Source organism: Rhizobium sp. 01T417, from assembly GCF_056398905.1.
On record NZ_JBFTQH010000016.1, the window covers coordinates 104,023 to 119,958 of the forward strand.

A 15,936-nucleotide genomic window follows, 5' to 3' on the forward strand; every position below is an offset into this window, starting at 1 on the left:
AGGGCAAGCGAAACCAAAAGATCGCGCCGTGCTTTAGGCCCCTTCGCCGATCAGCGAGATAACGCTGCTACGTTCCGCCGGCGCTGCCGCAGCGCCGGTGCTGACGGCCTTGCCGCCCTCCATCTTCACCTTGCCGTGGGCAAGGAGCCGCAGCGCTTGCGGGTAGAGTTGATGCTCCACGGTGAGCACACGGGCGGCCAAGCTTTCTGCACTGTCGTTGGAGAGGATCGGAACGGCGGCCTGGCCGATAACCGGGCCCTCGTCCATGCCTTCGGTCACGAAGTGCACGGTGCAGCCGGCGATCCGCATGCCGGCGTCGATCGCTCGCTGGTGGGTATGCAGACCCGTGAACAGCGGCAGCAGGGAAGGGTGGATATTTATCATCCGGCCCTCGTAGCGCTGGATGAAGGTGCCGCTCAGAAGCCGCATATATCCCGCAAGGCAGAGGATGTCAGGCGATAGCTCATCGAGCGCGGCAAAGATCGCTCCTTCGTGCGCTTCCTTGCTGGCATAATCCTTGCGAACGAAGGCAAAGCTCGGAATGCCCTCGGCTGCCGCCTTGGCAAGCCCTCCGGCATCGGCCCTGTCGGAGATCACCCCGACGATTTCCGCCGGATAGTCGGCAGCCTTGGCAGCGGTGACCAGCGCCATCATGTTGGAACCGCCGCCGGAGATGAAGACGACGGCGCGTTTGCGTGACGTCGTCATATGGCGAGCGTACCCTTGTAGAGCGTGCCGGCCGCGCCCTCGGCGCGGGCAATCATCCGGCCGAGCGTTACGACCGTCTCGCCTTCAGCTTCAAGAGCGGCAGTGACGGTTGCGACGTTCTCAGCCGAAACGACTGCGATCATGCCGACGCCGCAGTTGAAGGTACGCAGCATTTCATTGGCTTCAACGCCGCCGGTCTTCGACAGCCAGGAGAAGACGGCCGGAACTTTCACGGCCGTAAGGTCGATCTCGGCTGCAAGGTGCTTCGGCAGGACGCGCGGAATATTCTCCGGGAAGCCGCCGCCGGTGATGTGCGCCAGTGCCTTGATGGCCTTGGTTTCGCGGATCGCCTTCAGCAGCGGCTTTACATAGATGCGGGTCGGCGTCAGCAGCGCTTCGCCGAGGCTCTTGTCTTCCGCGAACGGAGCCGGGGCATCCCAGGCGAGGCCCGAAATCCCGACGATCTTGCGCACCAGCGAAAAGCCGTTGGAGTGAACGCCTGAGGAGGCAAGGCCGAGGATCACATCGCCTTCGGCGATGTCGCCTGACGGCAGCAGCTGGCCACGCTCGGCAGCGCCGACGGCAAAGCCTGCAAGGTCGTAGTCGCCGGAGGAGTACATGCCCGGCATTTCGGCAGTCTCGCCGCCGATCAACGCGCAACCCGCGTCGCGGCAGCCGGCAGCAATGCCCTCGACGATCGCCGCACCCTGGTCGGGATCGAGCTTGCCTGTCGCAAAGTAGTCGAGGAAGAACAGCGGCTCTGCGCCCTGGACCACAAGATCGTTGACGCACATGGCGACAAGATCGATGCCGACGGTATCATGATAATCGGCGTCGATGGCGATCTTCAGCTTGGTGYCGACGCCGTCATTGGCGGCAACGAGAACCGGATCCGTGAAGCCGGCAGCCTTGAGGTCGAACAAACCGCCGAAGCCGCCGATCTCGCCGTCCGCGCCCGGACGGCGCGTCGAGCGCACAGCCGGCTTGATCCTCTCCACCAGAAGGTTTCCGGCATCGATGTCGACGCCTGCGTCGCTATAGGTCAGGCCGTTTTTTCCAGACTGGCTCATACTGCTCTCCGATGGCTGCGCGGGGGCGGGAAATGTCACCGCCTCAATATTTGGGTCGCCATTGCATGACACGGGCCTACATGCAAGGGATTGCATGGAAAAAGCCCCAATTTCCCGCTCTTTTGACGCAGGCTCTCTGGATTTTTAGCGCCGGGGTTGACCATTCTCTCGGCCACATCCTATGTGCTCGAAAGGTTGCATCTGTATGATGCGAAAGATCGAGACAGTCGATCAGCGGGGAATGTGATGCCACAGCAGGTTAGCGGGGCAGGTCTGAAGCGCCAGGTGATCTTCTGGCTGATCGTTCTTGCCTTCTTCATCGGCTTCCTTTTCATCTTCAGCTCGATCTTGTTGCCGTTCCTGGCCGGGATGGCACTGGCCTATTTCCTCGATCCGGTCGCGGACCGGTTGGAACGCCTTGGGCTGAGCCGCCTCATGTCGACGATCGTCATACTGATCGCCTTCATCATCATGATCGTGCTGGCCCTGATGATTTTGATACCGGTCTTGGCGAGCCAGTTCAGCGACTTTGCCGGTCGCCTGCCGGGCTACATCGAGCAATTGCAGACATTTATCACGAACTCGCAGAACTCCCTCATGCCGGATTGGGTGAGGAACCAGCTCGGAACGATCAAGAACAACTTCTCCGAAATCCTGTCGCAGGGATTTGGATTGCTCACCGGTCTCTTCGGCCAGGTCTGGAGTTCCGGCCTTGCCGTCGTCAACGTGATCTCGCTGATGATCGTTACGCCCGTCGTGGCCTTCTACATGCTGCTTGATTGGGACCGCATGATCGCCAAGGTCGATCAGTACATTCCCCGCGACTACGTGGCGAACGTCCACCAGATCATGCGTGAAATCGATCAGGCGATCGCCGGGTTCATCCGCGGGCAGGGCTCGCTCTGCCTGATCCTGGGCGTCTGGTATGCGGTTGGCCTGTCGTTGGTCGGTTTGAACTTCGGCCTGTTGATCGGCCTGTTTGCGGGCATGATCAGCTTCATTCCCTATGTGGGCTCCTTGGTGGGGCTTGTTCTTGCCGTCGGCGTTGCCATCGTTCAGTTCTGGCCGGACTACATCTGGGTCGGCGCGGTGCTCGCGGTCTTCTTCAGTGGCCAATTCATGGAAGGCAACATCCTGCAGCCGAAGCTGGTAGGCCACAGTGTCGGGCTGCATCCGGTGTGGCTGATGTTCGCCCTGTTTGCCTTTGGTGCGCTGTTCGGCTTTGTCGGTCTGCTGGTTGCCGTACCGGCGGCAGCGGCCGTTGGCGTGCTTGTCCGCTTTGCCCTTTCGCGCTACCTTCAGAGCGATCTTTATGCCGGCCACTCGAAAGAGGGCCAGGTCGGCAAGACAAAAGCTGATCCCAATGACTGATGTGAAAAACGCTGGTCCAAGGCGCACCGCCGTCGAGCAGCTTCCCTTGGCTTTTTCGCACGATGCTGCGACCGGGCGCGATGATCTCTTGATCTCGGAACGGCTTGCCGCTGCGGTCTCCATCGTTGATGCCTGGCCGAATTGGCCTTCTCCCGTGGTGATCCTCGCCGGTCCGGTGGGCTCGGGAAAATCGCATCTCGCGAATATCTGGAAGGACCATAGCGGCGCCGTAGAGATCCATCCGAAGGCCGGCGCCAACGCGGCTATTGATGCGGCGAACGGTCCCGTGCTTTTCGAGGATGTCGATCGGGTAGGGTTCGATGACAACGAACTCTTCCATGTCATCAACAGCGTGCGGGAGAACGGCCACAGCCTTCTGATGACAAGCCGCCTCTGGCCCATGTCGTGGCCGGTGGAGCTGCCGGATTTGCGCTCACGCCTCAAGGCCGCGACCGTCGTCGAGATTGGCGAGCCGGACGAGGAACTGCTGTCGCAGGTCATGGTAAAGTTGTTTGCAGACCGCCAGCTTTATATTGATGACAAACTGGTCCTCTATATCGTTGTCAGGATGGAACGATCGCTGAATACGGCTCAGACGATCGTCGACAGGCTGGACCGGCTCGCCCTCTCTCGCGGCACAAAGATTACCCGAGCTCTGGCCGCTGAAGTGTTGAATGAATTGGGTAATTCGGAACCGTCGGATTGACTGTCACAGTTCCGTCGTGAAACTGATATAATTCGCTTGGCCGAATGAAACGGGACAATCAGACCATGGACAGCGCAGTCACGGAGCATCACGAACCCACTCCGGAAACCGATGAGACTGCGCCTTCGCTAGAAGAACTGCTGGCTAGCCCCGAGCGCTTCATCAACCGCGAGTTCTCATGGTTGCAGTTCAATCGCCGTGTTCTCGAGGAAACGCTGAACACTGAACATCCCCTGCTCGAGCGGGTCCGCTTCCTGTCGATCTCGGCCGCAAACCTCGACGAATTCTTCATGGTGCGCGTTGCCGGTCTGGAAGGGCAGGTACGTCAGAATATTATGATGCGCTCGCCGGACGGCAAGACTCCGGCCGAACAGCTCGATGCTATCCTCCAGGAGATCGACAATCTGCAGATGGAGCAGCAGGCATCGCTTGCCGTGCTCCAGCAGTACCTCGCCAAGGAAGACATCCTGATCGTGCGTCCGGGAGCTCTCAGCGAATCCGATCGCGCGTGGCTCGCGACAGAATTCGAGCAGGCGATCTTCCCGGTGTTGACGCCGCTGTCCATCGACCCGGCGCATCCGTTCCCCTTCATCCCGAACCTCGGCTTCTCGATCGGCCTGCAGCTTGTCAGCAAGAGCGGCCGCGAACCGATGACAGCGCTGCTGCGCCTGCCTCCGGCTCTCGACCGCTTCGTTCGCCTGCCGGATGATCGCAATACGATCCGCTACGTCACGCTTGAGGACGTGACGAACGTCTTCATTCACCGGCTCTATCCCGGCTACGAAGTGCAGGGCTCGGGTACGTTCCGGATCATCCGCGACAGCGATATCGAAGTCGAGGAAGAGGCCGAAGACCTCGTGCGCTTCTTCGAAACCGCGCTGAAGCGCCGCCGCCGTGGATCGGTGATCCGCATCGAGACCGATTCCGAAATGCCGGCGTCGTTGCGCCAGTTCGTCGTGCAGGCGCTGAACGTTCCCGACAATCGCGTCGCGGTTTTGCCGGGCCTCCTTGCGTTGAACACTCTCTCCGAGATCACCAAGGCACCGCGCGACGACCTTCGATTTCCCCCCTACAATGCGCGATTTCCCGAACGCGTCCGCGAGCACGCCGGCGACTGCTTCGCTGCCATCCGTGAAAAGGACATGGTGGTTCACCATCCCTACGAGTCTTTCGACGTGGTGGTCCAGTTCCTGCTCCAGGCTGCGCGCGATCCTGACGTCCTGGCGATAAAGCAGACGCTCTACCGCACGTCGAACGACAGCCCGATTGTGCGTGCGCTGATCGACGCGGCCGAATCCGGGAAGTCTGTCACCGCTCTGGTGGAGCTGAAGGCACGGTTCGACGAAGAGGCAAATATTCGCTGGGCCCGCGATCTGGAGCGCGCCGGCGTACAGGTCGTTTTCGGTTTCATCGAGCTCAAGACCCACGCCAAGATGTCGCTGATCGTCCGGCGGGAGGAGGGCAAGCTGCGCAGCTACTGCCATCTCGGCACCGGTAACTATCATCCGGTCACCGCGAAGATCTATACCGACCTGTCGTTCTTCACGTGCAATCCGGTGGTCGCCCACGACATGGCGAACATCTTCAACTTCATTACCGGCTATGGCGAACCGGAAGAAAGCATGAAGCTTGCGGTCTCGCCTTACACGCTACGCACCCGAATCCTTCGTCACATCGACGAGGAGATCAAACACGCCAAGGGTGGTGCGCCGGCGGCGATCTGGATGAAGATGAATTCGCTTGTCGACCCGGAGATCATCGACGCGCTCTACACGGCAAGCCGCGCCGGCGTTGAGATCGATCTCGTGATCCGCGGCATCTGCTGCCTGCGTCCACAAGTTGCCGGTCTCTCTGAAAATATCCGCGTGAAATCGATCGTAGGCCGTTTCCTGGAGCATAGCCGCATCTTCTGCTTCGGCAATGGTCACGGGCTGCCGTCGGACAAGGCGCTGGTCTATATCGGCTCGGCCGACATGATGCCGCGTAACCTCGATCGCCGGGTCGAAACGCTGGTACCCTTGAAGAATCCGACGGTTCACGAGCAGGTCCTGTCACAGATTATGCTCGGCAATATCATTGACAACCAGCAAAGCTACGAGATATTGCCCGACGGAACGTCAAGGCGCATGGAAGTGCGCAAGGGCGAAGAGCCGTTCAATGCGCAGCAGTATTTCATGACCAACCCCAGCCTGTCCGGCCGTGGCGAAGCCTTGAAATCCAGTGCACCCAAGCTGATCGCCGGTCTGCTTTCTGGCCGAAACAACAAGTAATATTGGACCTGCATGGTTGAATCAGAAGCCCAGGGGCGCCTTCCCGGTATTGCCCCGGTCTCCGTCGTCGACATCGGGTCGAACTCGATCCGTGTGGTCATCTATGAAGGCATGTCCCGATCGCCGACGATCCTTTTCAACGAAAAGGTGTTGTGCGGCCTCGGACGGGGCATCGCGCTGACCGGAAAGATGGACGAGGCAAGCGTCGAGCGCGCTCTGGCGGCTTTGCACCGGTTCAAGGCTTTGTCCGATCAGGCGCGCGCTGCCACCATGTACGTTCTCGCGACCGCGGCTGCCCGCGAAGCATCGAACGGCCCCGACTTCATCCATCAGGCCGAGACCATTCTTCAGCGCAAGGTCCGCGTTCTCTCCGGCGAGGAAGAGGCGAAATTCTCCGCCCTCGGCATTGTCAGCGGCTTCTATGCGCCAGACGGTATTGCCGGTGACCTCGGCGGCGGTTCGTTGGAATTGATTGACATCAAGGGCAAGGAAGTCGGCAAGGGGGTTACCTTGCCGCTCGGTGGGCTTCGTCTGTCCGAATATGCCGGCGGCTCGATGGAGAAGGCCAGGACGTTTGCTCGCAAGCATGTGAAAACAAGTTCCAAGCTGCTGGCGAAGGGGGCTGGGCGCACTTTCTATGCCGTTGGCGGTACCTGGCGAAACATCGCGAAGCTGCACATGGAAATGACGGAATATCCGCTGCACATGATGCAGGGTTATGAGGTTCCGTTCGATGCGATGATGCAATTCCTCGATCAGGTGGAGATTGCCAAGGACTCGAAGGATCCTGCGTGGATGGCCGTTTCGAAGCATCGCCGCGCGCTGCTTCCCTTCGGCGCGGTTGCCATGAAGGAAGTCCTGAGCGCGATGAAACCCTCTGTCATCTCGTTCTCGGGGCAGGGCGTGCGCGAAGGCTACCTCTATTCATTGCTCTCCGAGAGCGAGCGCCGCAGCGATCCACTGCTTGCGGCCGCTGGCGAACTCGCCATTCTGCGCGCCCGTTCGCCGGAACACGCCAGGGAGCTGGCGGACTGGACAGGCCGCATGATGCCCTATTTCGGCATCACGGAGACGGAAGAGGAGGCGCGCTATCGCCAGGCTGCGTGTCTGCTTGCCGACATCAGCTGGCGCGCGCATCCCGATTACCGCGGCCTGCAGGCGCTGAACATTATCGCTCACTCATCCTTTGTCGGCATCAGCCATCCTGGCCGCGCCTTCATTGCGCTGACGAACTACTACAGGTTCGAAGGGCCTTATGACGACGGCGCCACGGGGCCTCTTGGTACGATTGCAACGCCGCGATTTATCGAGCGCGCCAAGCTCCTCGGCGGCCTGCTGCGTGTCGTCTATCTCTTTTCGGCATCGATGCCCGGCGTCGTGCGCAATCTCACCTTCCAGAAATCGTCCAAGCCCGATCTCGACCTGGAGTTCGTAGTGCCGGCGGAATATCACGACTTTGCAGGTGAGCGTCTCGATGGCCGGCTGCAGCAGCTTGCCAAGCTGGCGGACAAGCGTCTGGCTTTCCGCTTCGAATAGCACTCGGCGCGGAACTGACGTTCCGCGAAAGCCGACCAACGGATGGCCCATCGACGTCCGGTGATCCGAAGGCTCGCTGCGGATAGCGGGAGACCGCATGCCCCGATGCCTGGCCCGCCAATATTGCCGATGCATGCAGCGTAGCGCAGTCCGGCGGCTATCGGCGAGGTTGACGTATCTGTTTGACATGCTTCAACTGGCCAATGACACAAACGAAATGCGGGCAGAGACATGATCACAGATATCGAGGACTTCTTCACGAAGGGATGCGGACGCTGCGAGCGCTTTGCGACTCCGGACTGTTCGACGCGGCAATGGATCGACGGCCTGAACGACCTTCGCCGAATTTGCCTCGAGGCCGGGCTCGTCGAGACGGTGAAATGGGCGCATCCCTGCTACATGCACGAAGGCCGCAATATCGTGATCCTCGGTGCCTTTCGCAGCGACTTTCGCGCCACGTTCTTCAACGCAGCGCTCATGAAGGATTCCGAAGGCGTTCTCGAGAAGCAGGGGCCGAATACCCGGCATCCCGACATGATCCGCTTTGTGGACAACGCCCTAGTGGCAAAGATGGAACCTGTCATCCTGTCCTACCTTAAGGAGGCGATGGGATATGCAGAGGCAGGCATTAAACCGCCAAAGGAAGAAAGCGAACTCGAATTGCCTGACGAGTTGGTCGAGGCATTGGATTCCGACCCTGAACTTGCAGAAGCCTTTCACGAATTGACGCCCGGGCGACAGAAGAGCTACGTGATCAATCTCAACGGGGCGAAGACGTCCGTTACGCGCACGTCACGCATTGTGAAGTTTCGCGATCACATTATCGCCGGAAAGGGCGCGACCGAGCGCTGAGCCGAACTTTCGAACGTCCGTAGATCGAGCATTCCGGTCAAAGAAGCCCCGCCCTTCCGAGCGGGGCTTCTTGGCGAAGCCCGAGACTTACTTCGCGTTCAGAAGTTCGCCGACTTCAAGCAGGCTGAACTCGTTGTTGTCGGCCTTATCGACGGCGCGGCCGGCCGAGAAGGGCAGGTTGTTGTCGTTGCCGACGATGATGTGCGTGGCATCGACGCGATCGACGTTCTCAATCGTCACGAACGGCATGTCGTAGACGCCATCCTTGCTGCCAGCTTTCTTCTTGTTGTCGGGGTCCTTGATGTTCAGGAGGTCGATGTAGCCGATCTTGCGAACAGCCTTGCCGACGTTGGCGTCGTTGAATTCGATCTTGTAGATGCGCTTGAGTTCGGCTGGGGCTTCAAAGCAATCCGGCTTCGGCTGCTTGGAATCGGCGCAGGCTTTGTCCTTGGTGCCGGCGCCGTTGTCGCGCTCGATCACGAGTGCGGTCGAGCCATCGAGCATGTTGAAGTCGCCGATCGAAACGCCCTTGTCTTCGAAGGGGTAGAACCACGTACGACCGGTCCAGCTTTTGGAAGCAGTGTCAAATTCGATGACGCGGATGGCGGTGTGGCCGTCAACCGATTCCATCTTGCCGTCGTCCTGATAAAGCGCGCCTTCCAGCAGGCCATAGAGCTTGCTGCCGTCCTTGGACATAGCAAGACCTTCAAAGCCGCCCGAGCGCTTCAGGTTGAAGATCGGCGTCTTCGCGGTCGGGTTTGCCTGGATGGAAAGCACCGGATTGTCGGGCGACATGACCGGCTTACCATCGACCGTGGTCGCAGTAACGTCGGTCAGGCGGCCTTCGGTGTCGAACTTGAGAAGGTACGGTCCGAATTCTTCGCCGATCCAGAAGCCGTCTGCGACGGGCTGCACGGATTCGATGTCGAAGTCCGCACCCGTAAGATAGCGGTTTTCGGCGCCTTCGAGCACGATCGGGAAGGGGGCCTTCTTGTCCGGATCGGAGAGGAAGAGGTTCTTGACGACATCGACCTTGCCGGCCTGCCAGTCGAACTTGACCTGATGCAGGGAGAGCATCGCGTCGCTGGAGTTGGCCTTGGCGCCGAAGCCGTTATCCGAGAGCGTCCAGAACGTGCCGTCCGGCATGCTCTTGATGCCGGAGAAGCCCTGGATCGGCTGCCCATCGAAGGGCAGTTTCAGATCGGTGACGCGTGCGCCGTCCTTGCCGGGAACGCTGTTGAGCGCTTCGGTGCGCTTGCGGTCAGCAGTGGTGAATTTGCCGGAATGCTTGAGGAACTCTGGCGCATCGGCGGGAGCCGCCACGAGCGTGTTGGCGGGCAGAATGGCCTGGCTTGCAAGCTTTGCCGGAAATTCCTGCTGGTCAGCGGCGGCTGAACCGGCGATCAAAAAAAGAAATGAAACAGAAGCAAGAAGAGTATTTTTCATCGAAACCCCCAGGGATTGGAATGCGGGTCTCGAATAGCAAGGCTTTCATGTCGGTGCGTTGACGCTTGCATGAAGCTTTGGTGACGTCTTGTGGTTGTCCGCTTTGGCGAGCGCGATGACACCGAGGCTCTGGCCCCGGCCCTTGACGGCGTGGCTTCCAAGGTCCTCGACCGAGACGGTCTCCGGCATCTTGATCCGCTGGGCAAGGTCGCTCGAGATCAGGACTGATCGGTTCAGCGTCTTGGAGAGCGACTCAAGTCGGGAGGCGGTGTTTACGGTGTCGCCGAAATAGGTGATCTTATGGTGGTCGACCCCGATTTCGGCCGTGATCACCGTACCGCCGTGGAGAGCGGCGCGCAGGCGAGGGACTTGGCCGTATGTCTTCAGCCAGTTCTCGGCATCCGCCTCTATCGATCCGATGATGTCGAAGATGCAGTTCACGCATCGCGCGAACTTGATCCCGCGCTCCAATGGCCAGCTGATGATGGCGGCGTCGCCCACGTAGTCGTCGATGGTGCCCCTGTACTTTCTCACCGGCTCCGCAAAGGTGGCAAACAGCGAGCTCAGCATCTGTTGCGCGCGGAGATCGCCATGCTTCTCGGCGAAGGACGTCGAATCCACCAGGTCGATGAACAGGAAAACCCGCTCCTCACTGATTGGCTTCCTGTAGCGGCTGAAAAGCATGCTCGTGAAGATGTCTCGGCCCAGCAATTCGCGGATGCGCAGCACGAAGATGATAAGCGCACACACCGCAAGTGCATAGAGGAAGGCATCGAAAGGCAGGACAACGGCATTGACCCAAGATGCCGGACTAAAGACGCCGAGCCACCACATGGAGAGGCCGGCGATCGCGAACCCGATGCTCATCAGGATTTCGTAGGCGAAGATCTTGGCGAGGAAGAACGTCACCGTCGGCAACGCCTGCATGCGCCGGTAAAGACCACGCAGGATCACCTTGCGCTCAAAGGCCATGATCGGCATGCCGATGAACAGCGCAAAGGTTGCGCCCACGAAGGGATGGCCGCCATAGAAGCGCATGTCGTAGAGAACGCCGCTCGCAGCGATAACAAGCGCGATCAACAACCAGTTCTGAACTGGAGATATTTCCCTCATGTCGTCCTTTTCGCGGTCGCTTCGCCGGCGGTGCTCAAGCCACATAGGAACACTACTGCGCTTCCGAAAGGCGCGCCAAGCCGGCGTTCTTGGATCAAATCGATCTGGCGATGACTATGCGCGAAAAAAGTCCGCTTGATGGCGCTTAGAGTGCCACCGTCTCCACCTTCTTGCCGACGAAGCGAAGAGCGACCTGGCCCTGGATAAGCTGCAGCGCCGGCTCGCCGAAAAGCTCCCGGCGCCAGCCGTGCAGCGCGGCGACTTCTGCCATTTCGCCTTCCGCTGCGATCCTGTCGAGATCCTCGCTGTTGGCAATGACCTTCGGCGCGACGCCATGTTTTTCCGAGATCAGCTTCAAAAGGACCTTCAGAAGTTCGGCGGCAGCGGCAGCACCTTCCGGCTGCTGCGTCTGCCGCGGGGCGTGCGGCATGTCGGCCTTTGGCAAGGCAAGGGCCGCATTGACGGCGTCGATGACAGCTACGCCGGCAGCCGATCGCTCCCAACCCTTGGGGATCGTTCGCAAGCGACCGAGCCCTTCGGCGTCCTTCGGCTGCTGCTGGGCGATCTCGTAAATCGCGTCATCCTTCAATACGCGTGAGCGCGGCACGTTGCGGGAGCGGGCCTCGCGCTCGCGCCAGGCGGCGACATATTTCAGGATGGCAAGCTCCTGCGGCTTGCGCAGGCGCATTTTCAGGCGCTGCCACGCATCATCAGGATGCATGTCATAGGTCTCGCGGGCCTCAAGGATATCCATCTCCTCCCGCAGCCAGGAGGAGCGGCCTTCGCGTTCCAGCTCGGCTTTGAGATAGCGGTAGACGTCGCGCAGATGCGTCACGTCGGCAAGCGCATAGTCCAGCTGCTTTTCAGAAAGCGGCCGGCGGCTCCAGTCGGTGAAGCGCGAAGACTTGTCGATCTGAACGCCCTTGGTGCGGCTGACCAGCTGATCATAGGAGACCGAGTCGCCGAAGCCACATACCATCGCGGCAACCTGCGTATCGAAGATCGGATGCGGGATCAGTCCGCCGCGGTTGTAGATGATTTCGATATCCTGGCGCGCGGCATGGAAGACCTTTAGGACGGCCGGATTGGCCATCAACTCGAAGAACGGTCGGAGGTCGAGACCCTTGGCGAGCGGGTCGACCAGCACCTCGGTCGTCGGGCTTGCCATCTGGATCAGGCAGAGTTCCGGCCAGAACGTCGTCTCTCGGAGAAACTCGGTGTCGATGGTAATGAATTCTGACTTGGCCAGCTCTTTGCAGGCCGCCTCCAAATCGGCGGTAGTTTCGATCATCTCAATTCATTCGCAGGATAGACATAGTTGAACCTTCCTTCTCCTTTCGGCCGGATATGTCAACTAGAACCCGCAAAGACCTATCAAACAACTCTAACATAACTGGTCATACCGGTCTTTTGATGTTCGATGATGTGGCAATGCAGCACCCAGTCGCCGAGATTGTCGGCCACGAAGGCGAGCTGCACCTTTTCGTCAGGCTGGACGAGATAAGTGTCGCTGACAAGGGGCGTGACATCCCGCGTCGATGACGACAGAACCGTAAAACTCATGCCGTGCAGGTGGATGGGGTGCGTGTGCGGCGTCACGTTTTCGAGCTGCAGGATGTAGCTTTTGCCAAGTTTCAGTTCTGCCAGGGGCGCAGTCGGGTCTGGCCCGTCACCTGGCCACGGCACTTTGTTGATGGCCCAGAAGTTGTAGCCCAGCGTGCCACAGATGCTGTCGGCCGCTCCGCTTTCTGCCGTGGCGCTGAGGACGAGCGGGATCTTCTCTGCGGAAGACAGGTCGGCTTTGGCCACAGGGTTCTCGCCGAGCGCGGCGAGATCGCCGACATTGCGCTTCAGCGATGTTCCGACGGCTCGAAGCTTGGCGATCGTCTTCGGTGTTGTACCGCGGATGTCTTCAAGCGCGGCAATGGCGCCTTCGCTATCCGGCATCCGCACGACGAGATCGAGACGCTGGCCGGGGCCGATCAGCAGCAGATCGAGCGAGAAACGTTTTGGCACCGGATTGCCGTCGATCGCGATGATCGTCGCCTCGGCCCCTTGCATCCTCAACGAAAAGATGCGGGTGACGTCGGTCGCGGCGATCCGCAGCCGAACGAGGCCGCCGGCGGGCGCATCATACTGGGGCTCCTGACGCCAATTGGCTGTCCTGACAGTGCCGTAGGTGCCGCTCTTTGCCGCGTCGCGCGGGCGGAAAGCCGCAATGAACTGGCCATCGCCGCCGAGGCGCCAGTCGCGCAAGTTGAGCAAGACCTCTTCGTCGAATTTGGGGTCATCAGGATCCTCCACCACGAGAAGGCCTGTCATGCCGTGACCCATTTGCGTCAGCGTGTTGCAATGCGGGTGGTACCAGAAGGTGCCGGCATCCGGCGGGGTGAAGGCGTAGTCGAAGCTGTCGCCGGTATAGACGTAGGGCTGTGTCAGGAAGGGCACCCCGTCCATCTTGTTGGCGATTCTCAGACCGTGCCAGTGGATCGTCGTCGGCTCGTCGAGCGTATTCGTGAGCCTGGCAGCAAAAGGCTTCCCCTTCGTCATTCGCAAGATGGGCGGCATGCCGCCATCGCCCCAGGTCATGATGTCCTTCGTGATGCCTGCGTCGGTGATACCAGCGGTCGTCTTCACGGCCTTCAGCACCTGCGGCGCGGGTGCAGCCTCCGCCAGCCCGAACTTGTCCGCGATCCCGATCCCTACGCCGTAGGCACCTGCGACTGCAGACGTTTTCAGCAGATTGCGGCGAGTGAGAAGAGGCATTTCGAGGCTCCACACGAACGATATCGCTCCTCTTTAAAGTTGACCGAGAGTTTCAGCAATATGGTGCGAGGCTGCTAAACTGCCGCACGGCTGTTCACCAGCACGGGGTTGCAGCACGCTATAACCGCTCGCAAAGCGCAGGCTCGGTGCGCCAACCCTTGACAAATCAGACCGTCCATGCGCTTTTCCGCCCGATTTTCTTGTCGGTACGGGAGAGCCATCAGAGCCCCTTGCTGCCGTCTTAAGCCAAATACCGGGAATTGAGATTATGCATCGCTATCGCAGCCACACATGTGCAGCCCTCCGCAAGTCGGATGTCGGCGCGAACGTCCGGATTTCCGGCTGGGTCCATCGTGTTCGCGACCATGGCGGCGTTCTCTTCATCGATCTTCGCGACCACTACGGCATTACACAGGTCGTCGCCGATCCGGACTCTCCGGCCTTCAGGCAGGCTGAACTGGTTCGTGGCGAGTGGGTCATCCGCATCGACGGTCTCGTGAAGGCGCGCACCGAAGACACCGTCAACAAGAACATGGCAACCGGTGAGATCGAACTCTATGCGCAGGAGATCGAAGTTCTCTCCGCCGCCAAGGAACTGCCGCTGCCCGTTTTCGGCGAGCCTGATTATCCCGAAGACGTGCGCCTGAAGTACCGTTTCCTCGACCTGCGCCGCGAAACGCTGCACAAGAACATCGTCAAGCGCACGCAGGTGATCTCTGCCATGCGTCGCGAGATGGGCAATATCGGCTTCACCGAATACACGACGCCGATCCTGACGGCCTCCTCGCCGGAAGGTGCGCGCGACTTCTTGGTGCCATCACGCATTCATCCCGGCACCTTCTATGCCCTGCCGCAGGCGCCGCAGCAGTACAAGCAGCTGCTGATGGTTGCCGGCTTCGACCGCTACTTCCAGATCGCGCCGTGCTTCCGTGACGAAGACCCGCGCGCCGACCGCCTGCCGGGCGAGTTCTACCAGCTCGACCTCGAAATGAGCTTCGTCGAGCAGGAAGACATCTGGAACACCATGGGTCCGATGATGACCTCGATCTTCGAGGAATTTGCCGAAGGCAAGCCAGTCACCAAGGAATGGCCGCGTATTCCTTACGACGAAGCGATCCGCAAGTACGGTTCCGACAAGCCCGATCTGCGCAACCCGATCGTCATGGAAGCCGTCACCGATCACTTCGCCGGCTCTGGCTTCAAGGTCTTCGCGGGCATGATCGCCTCGAACCCGAAGGTCGAGATCTGGGCGATCCCGGCAAAGACCGGCGGCTCGCGCGCATTCTGCGACCGCATGAACGCCTGGGCGCAGAGCCAGGGCCAGCCCGGCCTTGGCTACATCTTCTGGAAGGAAGAAGACGGTAAGATCGGCGGCTCCGGCCCGCTCGCCAAGAACATCGGCGAGGAACGCACCGAAGCGATCCGCACGCAGCTTGGCCTTGATGCCGGCGACGCCTGCTTCTTCGTCGCCGGCGAGCCGTCCAAGTTCTACAAGTTTGCAGGCGAAGCCCGTACCCGCGCCGCCGACGAGCTGAACCTCATCGACCGCGACCGCTTCGAGCTGTGCTGGATCGTCGACTTCCCGTTCTTCGAATACAACGAGGAAGAAAAGAAGATCGACTTCGCCCACAACCCGTTCTCGATGCCGCAGGGCGGCCTCGACGCTCTGATGAACCAGGATCCGCTTGGCATCAAGGCCTATCAGTACGACGCGGTCTGCAACGGCTTCGAAATCGCTTCGGGCTCGATCCGTAACCAGTCGCCGGAAACTATGGTCGCCGCCTTCGAAAAGATCGGCCTCAGCCAGCAGGACGTGGAAGATCGTTTCGGCGGCCTCTACCGCGCCTTCCAGTACGGTGCGCCTCCGCACGGTGGTGCCGCTTTCGGCATCGATCGCATCGTCATGCTGCTCGTCGGCGCCAAGAACCTGCGCGAGATCTCGCTGTTCCCGATGAACCAGCAGGCGCAGGACCTTCTGATGGGCGCGCCGACCCCGGCAACGCCGACGCAGCTGCGCGAACTTGCGATCCGCCCGATCCCGCCGGTCAAGAAGGACTGAGGCAGAGTACATGATTGAAAAGAAGCCCGGCGCGCGTCG

Annotated in this window: 12 protein-coding genes; 6 read left to right on the forward strand and 6 right to left on the reverse strand. The window is 60.3% G+C overall.

Features of this window, described 5'->3' with window-relative positions; translation table 11 throughout:
• Positions 1 to 33: 33 nt before the first annotated feature.
• On the reverse strand, positions 34 to 708 hold the full coding sequence (gene purN / locus AC1DPR_RS17340; RefSeq protein ID WP_169681050.1) for a phosphoribosylglycinamide formyltransferase: 675 nt from the start codon (positions 706 to 708) through the stop codon (positions 34 to 36).
• Entirely contained in the window at positions 705 to 1,778 is a 1,074-nt protein-coding gene (gene purM, locus AC1DPR_RS17345; RefSeq protein WP_477816808.1) for a phosphoribosylformylglycinamidine cyclo-ligase, read from the reverse strand. The genes purN and purM overlap by 4 nt, the downstream gene beginning before the upstream one ends.
• A gap of 246 nt (positions 1,779 to 2,024) precedes the next feature.
• Between purM and AC1DPR_RS17350 the strand changes: the two genes are divergently transcribed.
• The 5 genes from AC1DPR_RS17350 to AC1DPR_RS17370 all read left to right on the forward strand — a co-directional run bounded on the left by AC1DPR_RS17350 (position 2,025) and on the right by AC1DPR_RS17370 (position 8,513).
• Positions 2,025 to 3,149, forward strand: a complete 1,125-nt coding sequence (locus tag AC1DPR_RS17350; protein WP_018859177.1) for an AI-2E family transporter — start codon at positions 2,025 to 2,027, stop codon at positions 3,147 to 3,149.
• Positions 3,142 to 3,855: a DnaA regulatory inactivator HdaA gene (gene hdaA / locus AC1DPR_RS17355; RefSeq protein WP_018859178.1), complete on the forward strand. Its 714-nt coding sequence runs from the start codon at positions 3,142 to 3,144 to the stop codon at positions 3,853 to 3,855. Before AC1DPR_RS17350 ends, hdaA begins: the two co-directional genes overlap by 8 nt.
• Positions 3,856 to 3,920: 65 nt before the next feature.
• Positions 3,921 to 6,125: an RNA degradosome polyphosphate kinase gene (locus AC1DPR_RS17360; RefSeq protein WP_026372047.1), complete on the forward strand. Its 2,205-nt coding sequence runs from the start codon at positions 3,921 to 3,923 to the stop codon at positions 6,123 to 6,125.
• Positions 6,126 to 6,137: 12 nt separating this feature from the next.
• Positions 6,138 to 7,661, forward strand: a complete 1,524-nt coding sequence (ppx, locus tag AC1DPR_RS17365) for an exopolyphosphatase (RefSeq protein WP_018116879.1) — start codon at positions 6,138 to 6,140, stop codon at positions 7,659 to 7,661.
• A gap of 231 nt (positions 7,662 to 7,892) precedes the next feature.
• Entirely contained in the window at positions 7,893 to 8,513 is a 621-nt protein-coding gene (locus tag AC1DPR_RS17370) for a YdeI/OmpD-associated family protein (RefSeq protein ID WP_018859180.1), read from the forward strand.
• Between the two features lie 87 nt (positions 8,514 to 8,600).
• On the opposite strand, the gene AC1DPR_RS17375 is transcribed toward AC1DPR_RS17370, so the two are convergent.
• From AC1DPR_RS17375 to AC1DPR_RS17390, 4 genes are all read right to left on the reverse strand, one after another.
• Complete coding sequence (locus AC1DPR_RS17375) at positions 8,601 to 9,959, reverse strand: esterase-like activity of phytase family protein (RefSeq protein ID WP_113470729.1); 1,359 nt, start codon at positions 9,957 to 9,959, stop codon at positions 8,601 to 8,603.
• Positions 9,960 to 10,004: 45 nt separating this feature from the next.
• A complete protein-coding gene (locus AC1DPR_RS17380; RefSeq protein ID WP_026372048.1) occupies positions 10,005 to 11,072 on the reverse strand; it encodes an adenylate/guanylate cyclase domain-containing protein in 1,068 nt (355 codons plus the stop codon).
• Between the two features lie 145 nt (positions 11,073 to 11,217).
• Positions 11,218 to 12,363, reverse strand: coding sequence for a ribonuclease D (rnd, locus tag AC1DPR_RS17385; protein WP_113470730.1), 1,146 nt, complete (start codon positions 12,361 to 12,363; stop codon positions 11,218 to 11,220).
• An 83-nt stretch (positions 12,364 to 12,446) separates the two neighbouring features.
• A complete protein-coding gene (locus tag AC1DPR_RS17390) occupies positions 12,447 to 13,838 on the reverse strand; it encodes a multicopper oxidase family protein (protein WP_018859184.1) in 1,392 nt (463 codons plus the stop codon).
• A gap of 268 nt (positions 13,839 to 14,106) precedes the next feature.
• Between AC1DPR_RS17390 and aspS the strand changes: the two genes are divergently transcribed.
• Positions 14,107 to 15,897, forward strand: coding sequence for an aspartate--tRNA ligase (gene aspS, locus AC1DPR_RS17395; protein ID WP_113470731.1), 1,791 nt, complete (start codon positions 14,107 to 14,109; stop codon positions 15,895 to 15,897).
• The last annotated feature ends 39 nt before the right edge of the window (positions 15,898 to 15,936 follow it).

What these genes read in the sequence shown, in the direction of transcription:
- purN (WP_169681050.1), bottom strand. Translation starts at nt 708, where the DNA reads ATGACGACGTCACGCAAACGCGCCGTCGTCTTCATCTCCGGCGGCGGT.
- AC1DPR_RS17350 (WP_018859177.1), top strand. Translation starts at nt 2,025, where the DNA reads ATGCCACAGCAGGTTAGCGGGGCAGGTCTGAAGCGCCAGGTGATCTTC.
- hdaA (WP_018859178.1), top strand. Translation starts at nt 3,142, where the DNA reads ATGACTGATGTGAAAAACGCTGGTCCAAGGCGCACCGCCGTCGAGCAG.
- AC1DPR_RS17360 (WP_026372047.1), top strand. Translation starts at nt 3,921, where the DNA reads ATGGACAGCGCAGTCACGGAGCATCACGAACCCACTCCGGAAACCGAT.
- ppx (WP_018116879.1), top strand. Translation starts at nt 6,138, where the DNA reads ATGGTTGAATCAGAAGCCCAGGGGCGCCTTCCCGGTATTGCCCCGGTC.
- AC1DPR_RS17370 (WP_018859180.1), top strand. Translation starts at nt 7,893, where the DNA reads ATGATCACAGATATCGAGGACTTCTTCACGAAGGGATGCGGACGCTGC.
- AC1DPR_RS17375 (WP_113470729.1), bottom strand. Translation starts at nt 9,959, where the DNA reads ATGAAAAATACTCTTCTTGCTTCTGTTTCATTTCTTTTTTTGATCGCC.
- AC1DPR_RS17380 (WP_026372048.1), bottom strand. Translation starts at nt 11,072, where the DNA reads ATGAGGGAAATATCTCCAGTTCAGAACTGGTTGTTGATCGCGCTTGTT.
- rnd (WP_113470730.1), bottom strand. Translation starts at nt 12,363, where the DNA reads ATGATCGAAACTACCGCCGATTTGGAGGCGGCCTGCAAAGAGCTGGCC.
- AC1DPR_RS17390 (WP_018859184.1), bottom strand. Translation starts at nt 13,838, where the DNA reads ATGCCTCTTCTCACTCGCCGCAATCTGCTGAAAACGTCTGCAGTCGCA.
- aspS (WP_113470731.1), top strand. Translation starts at nt 14,107, where the DNA reads ATGCATCGCTATCGCAGCCACACATGTGCAGCCCTCCGCAAGTCGGAT.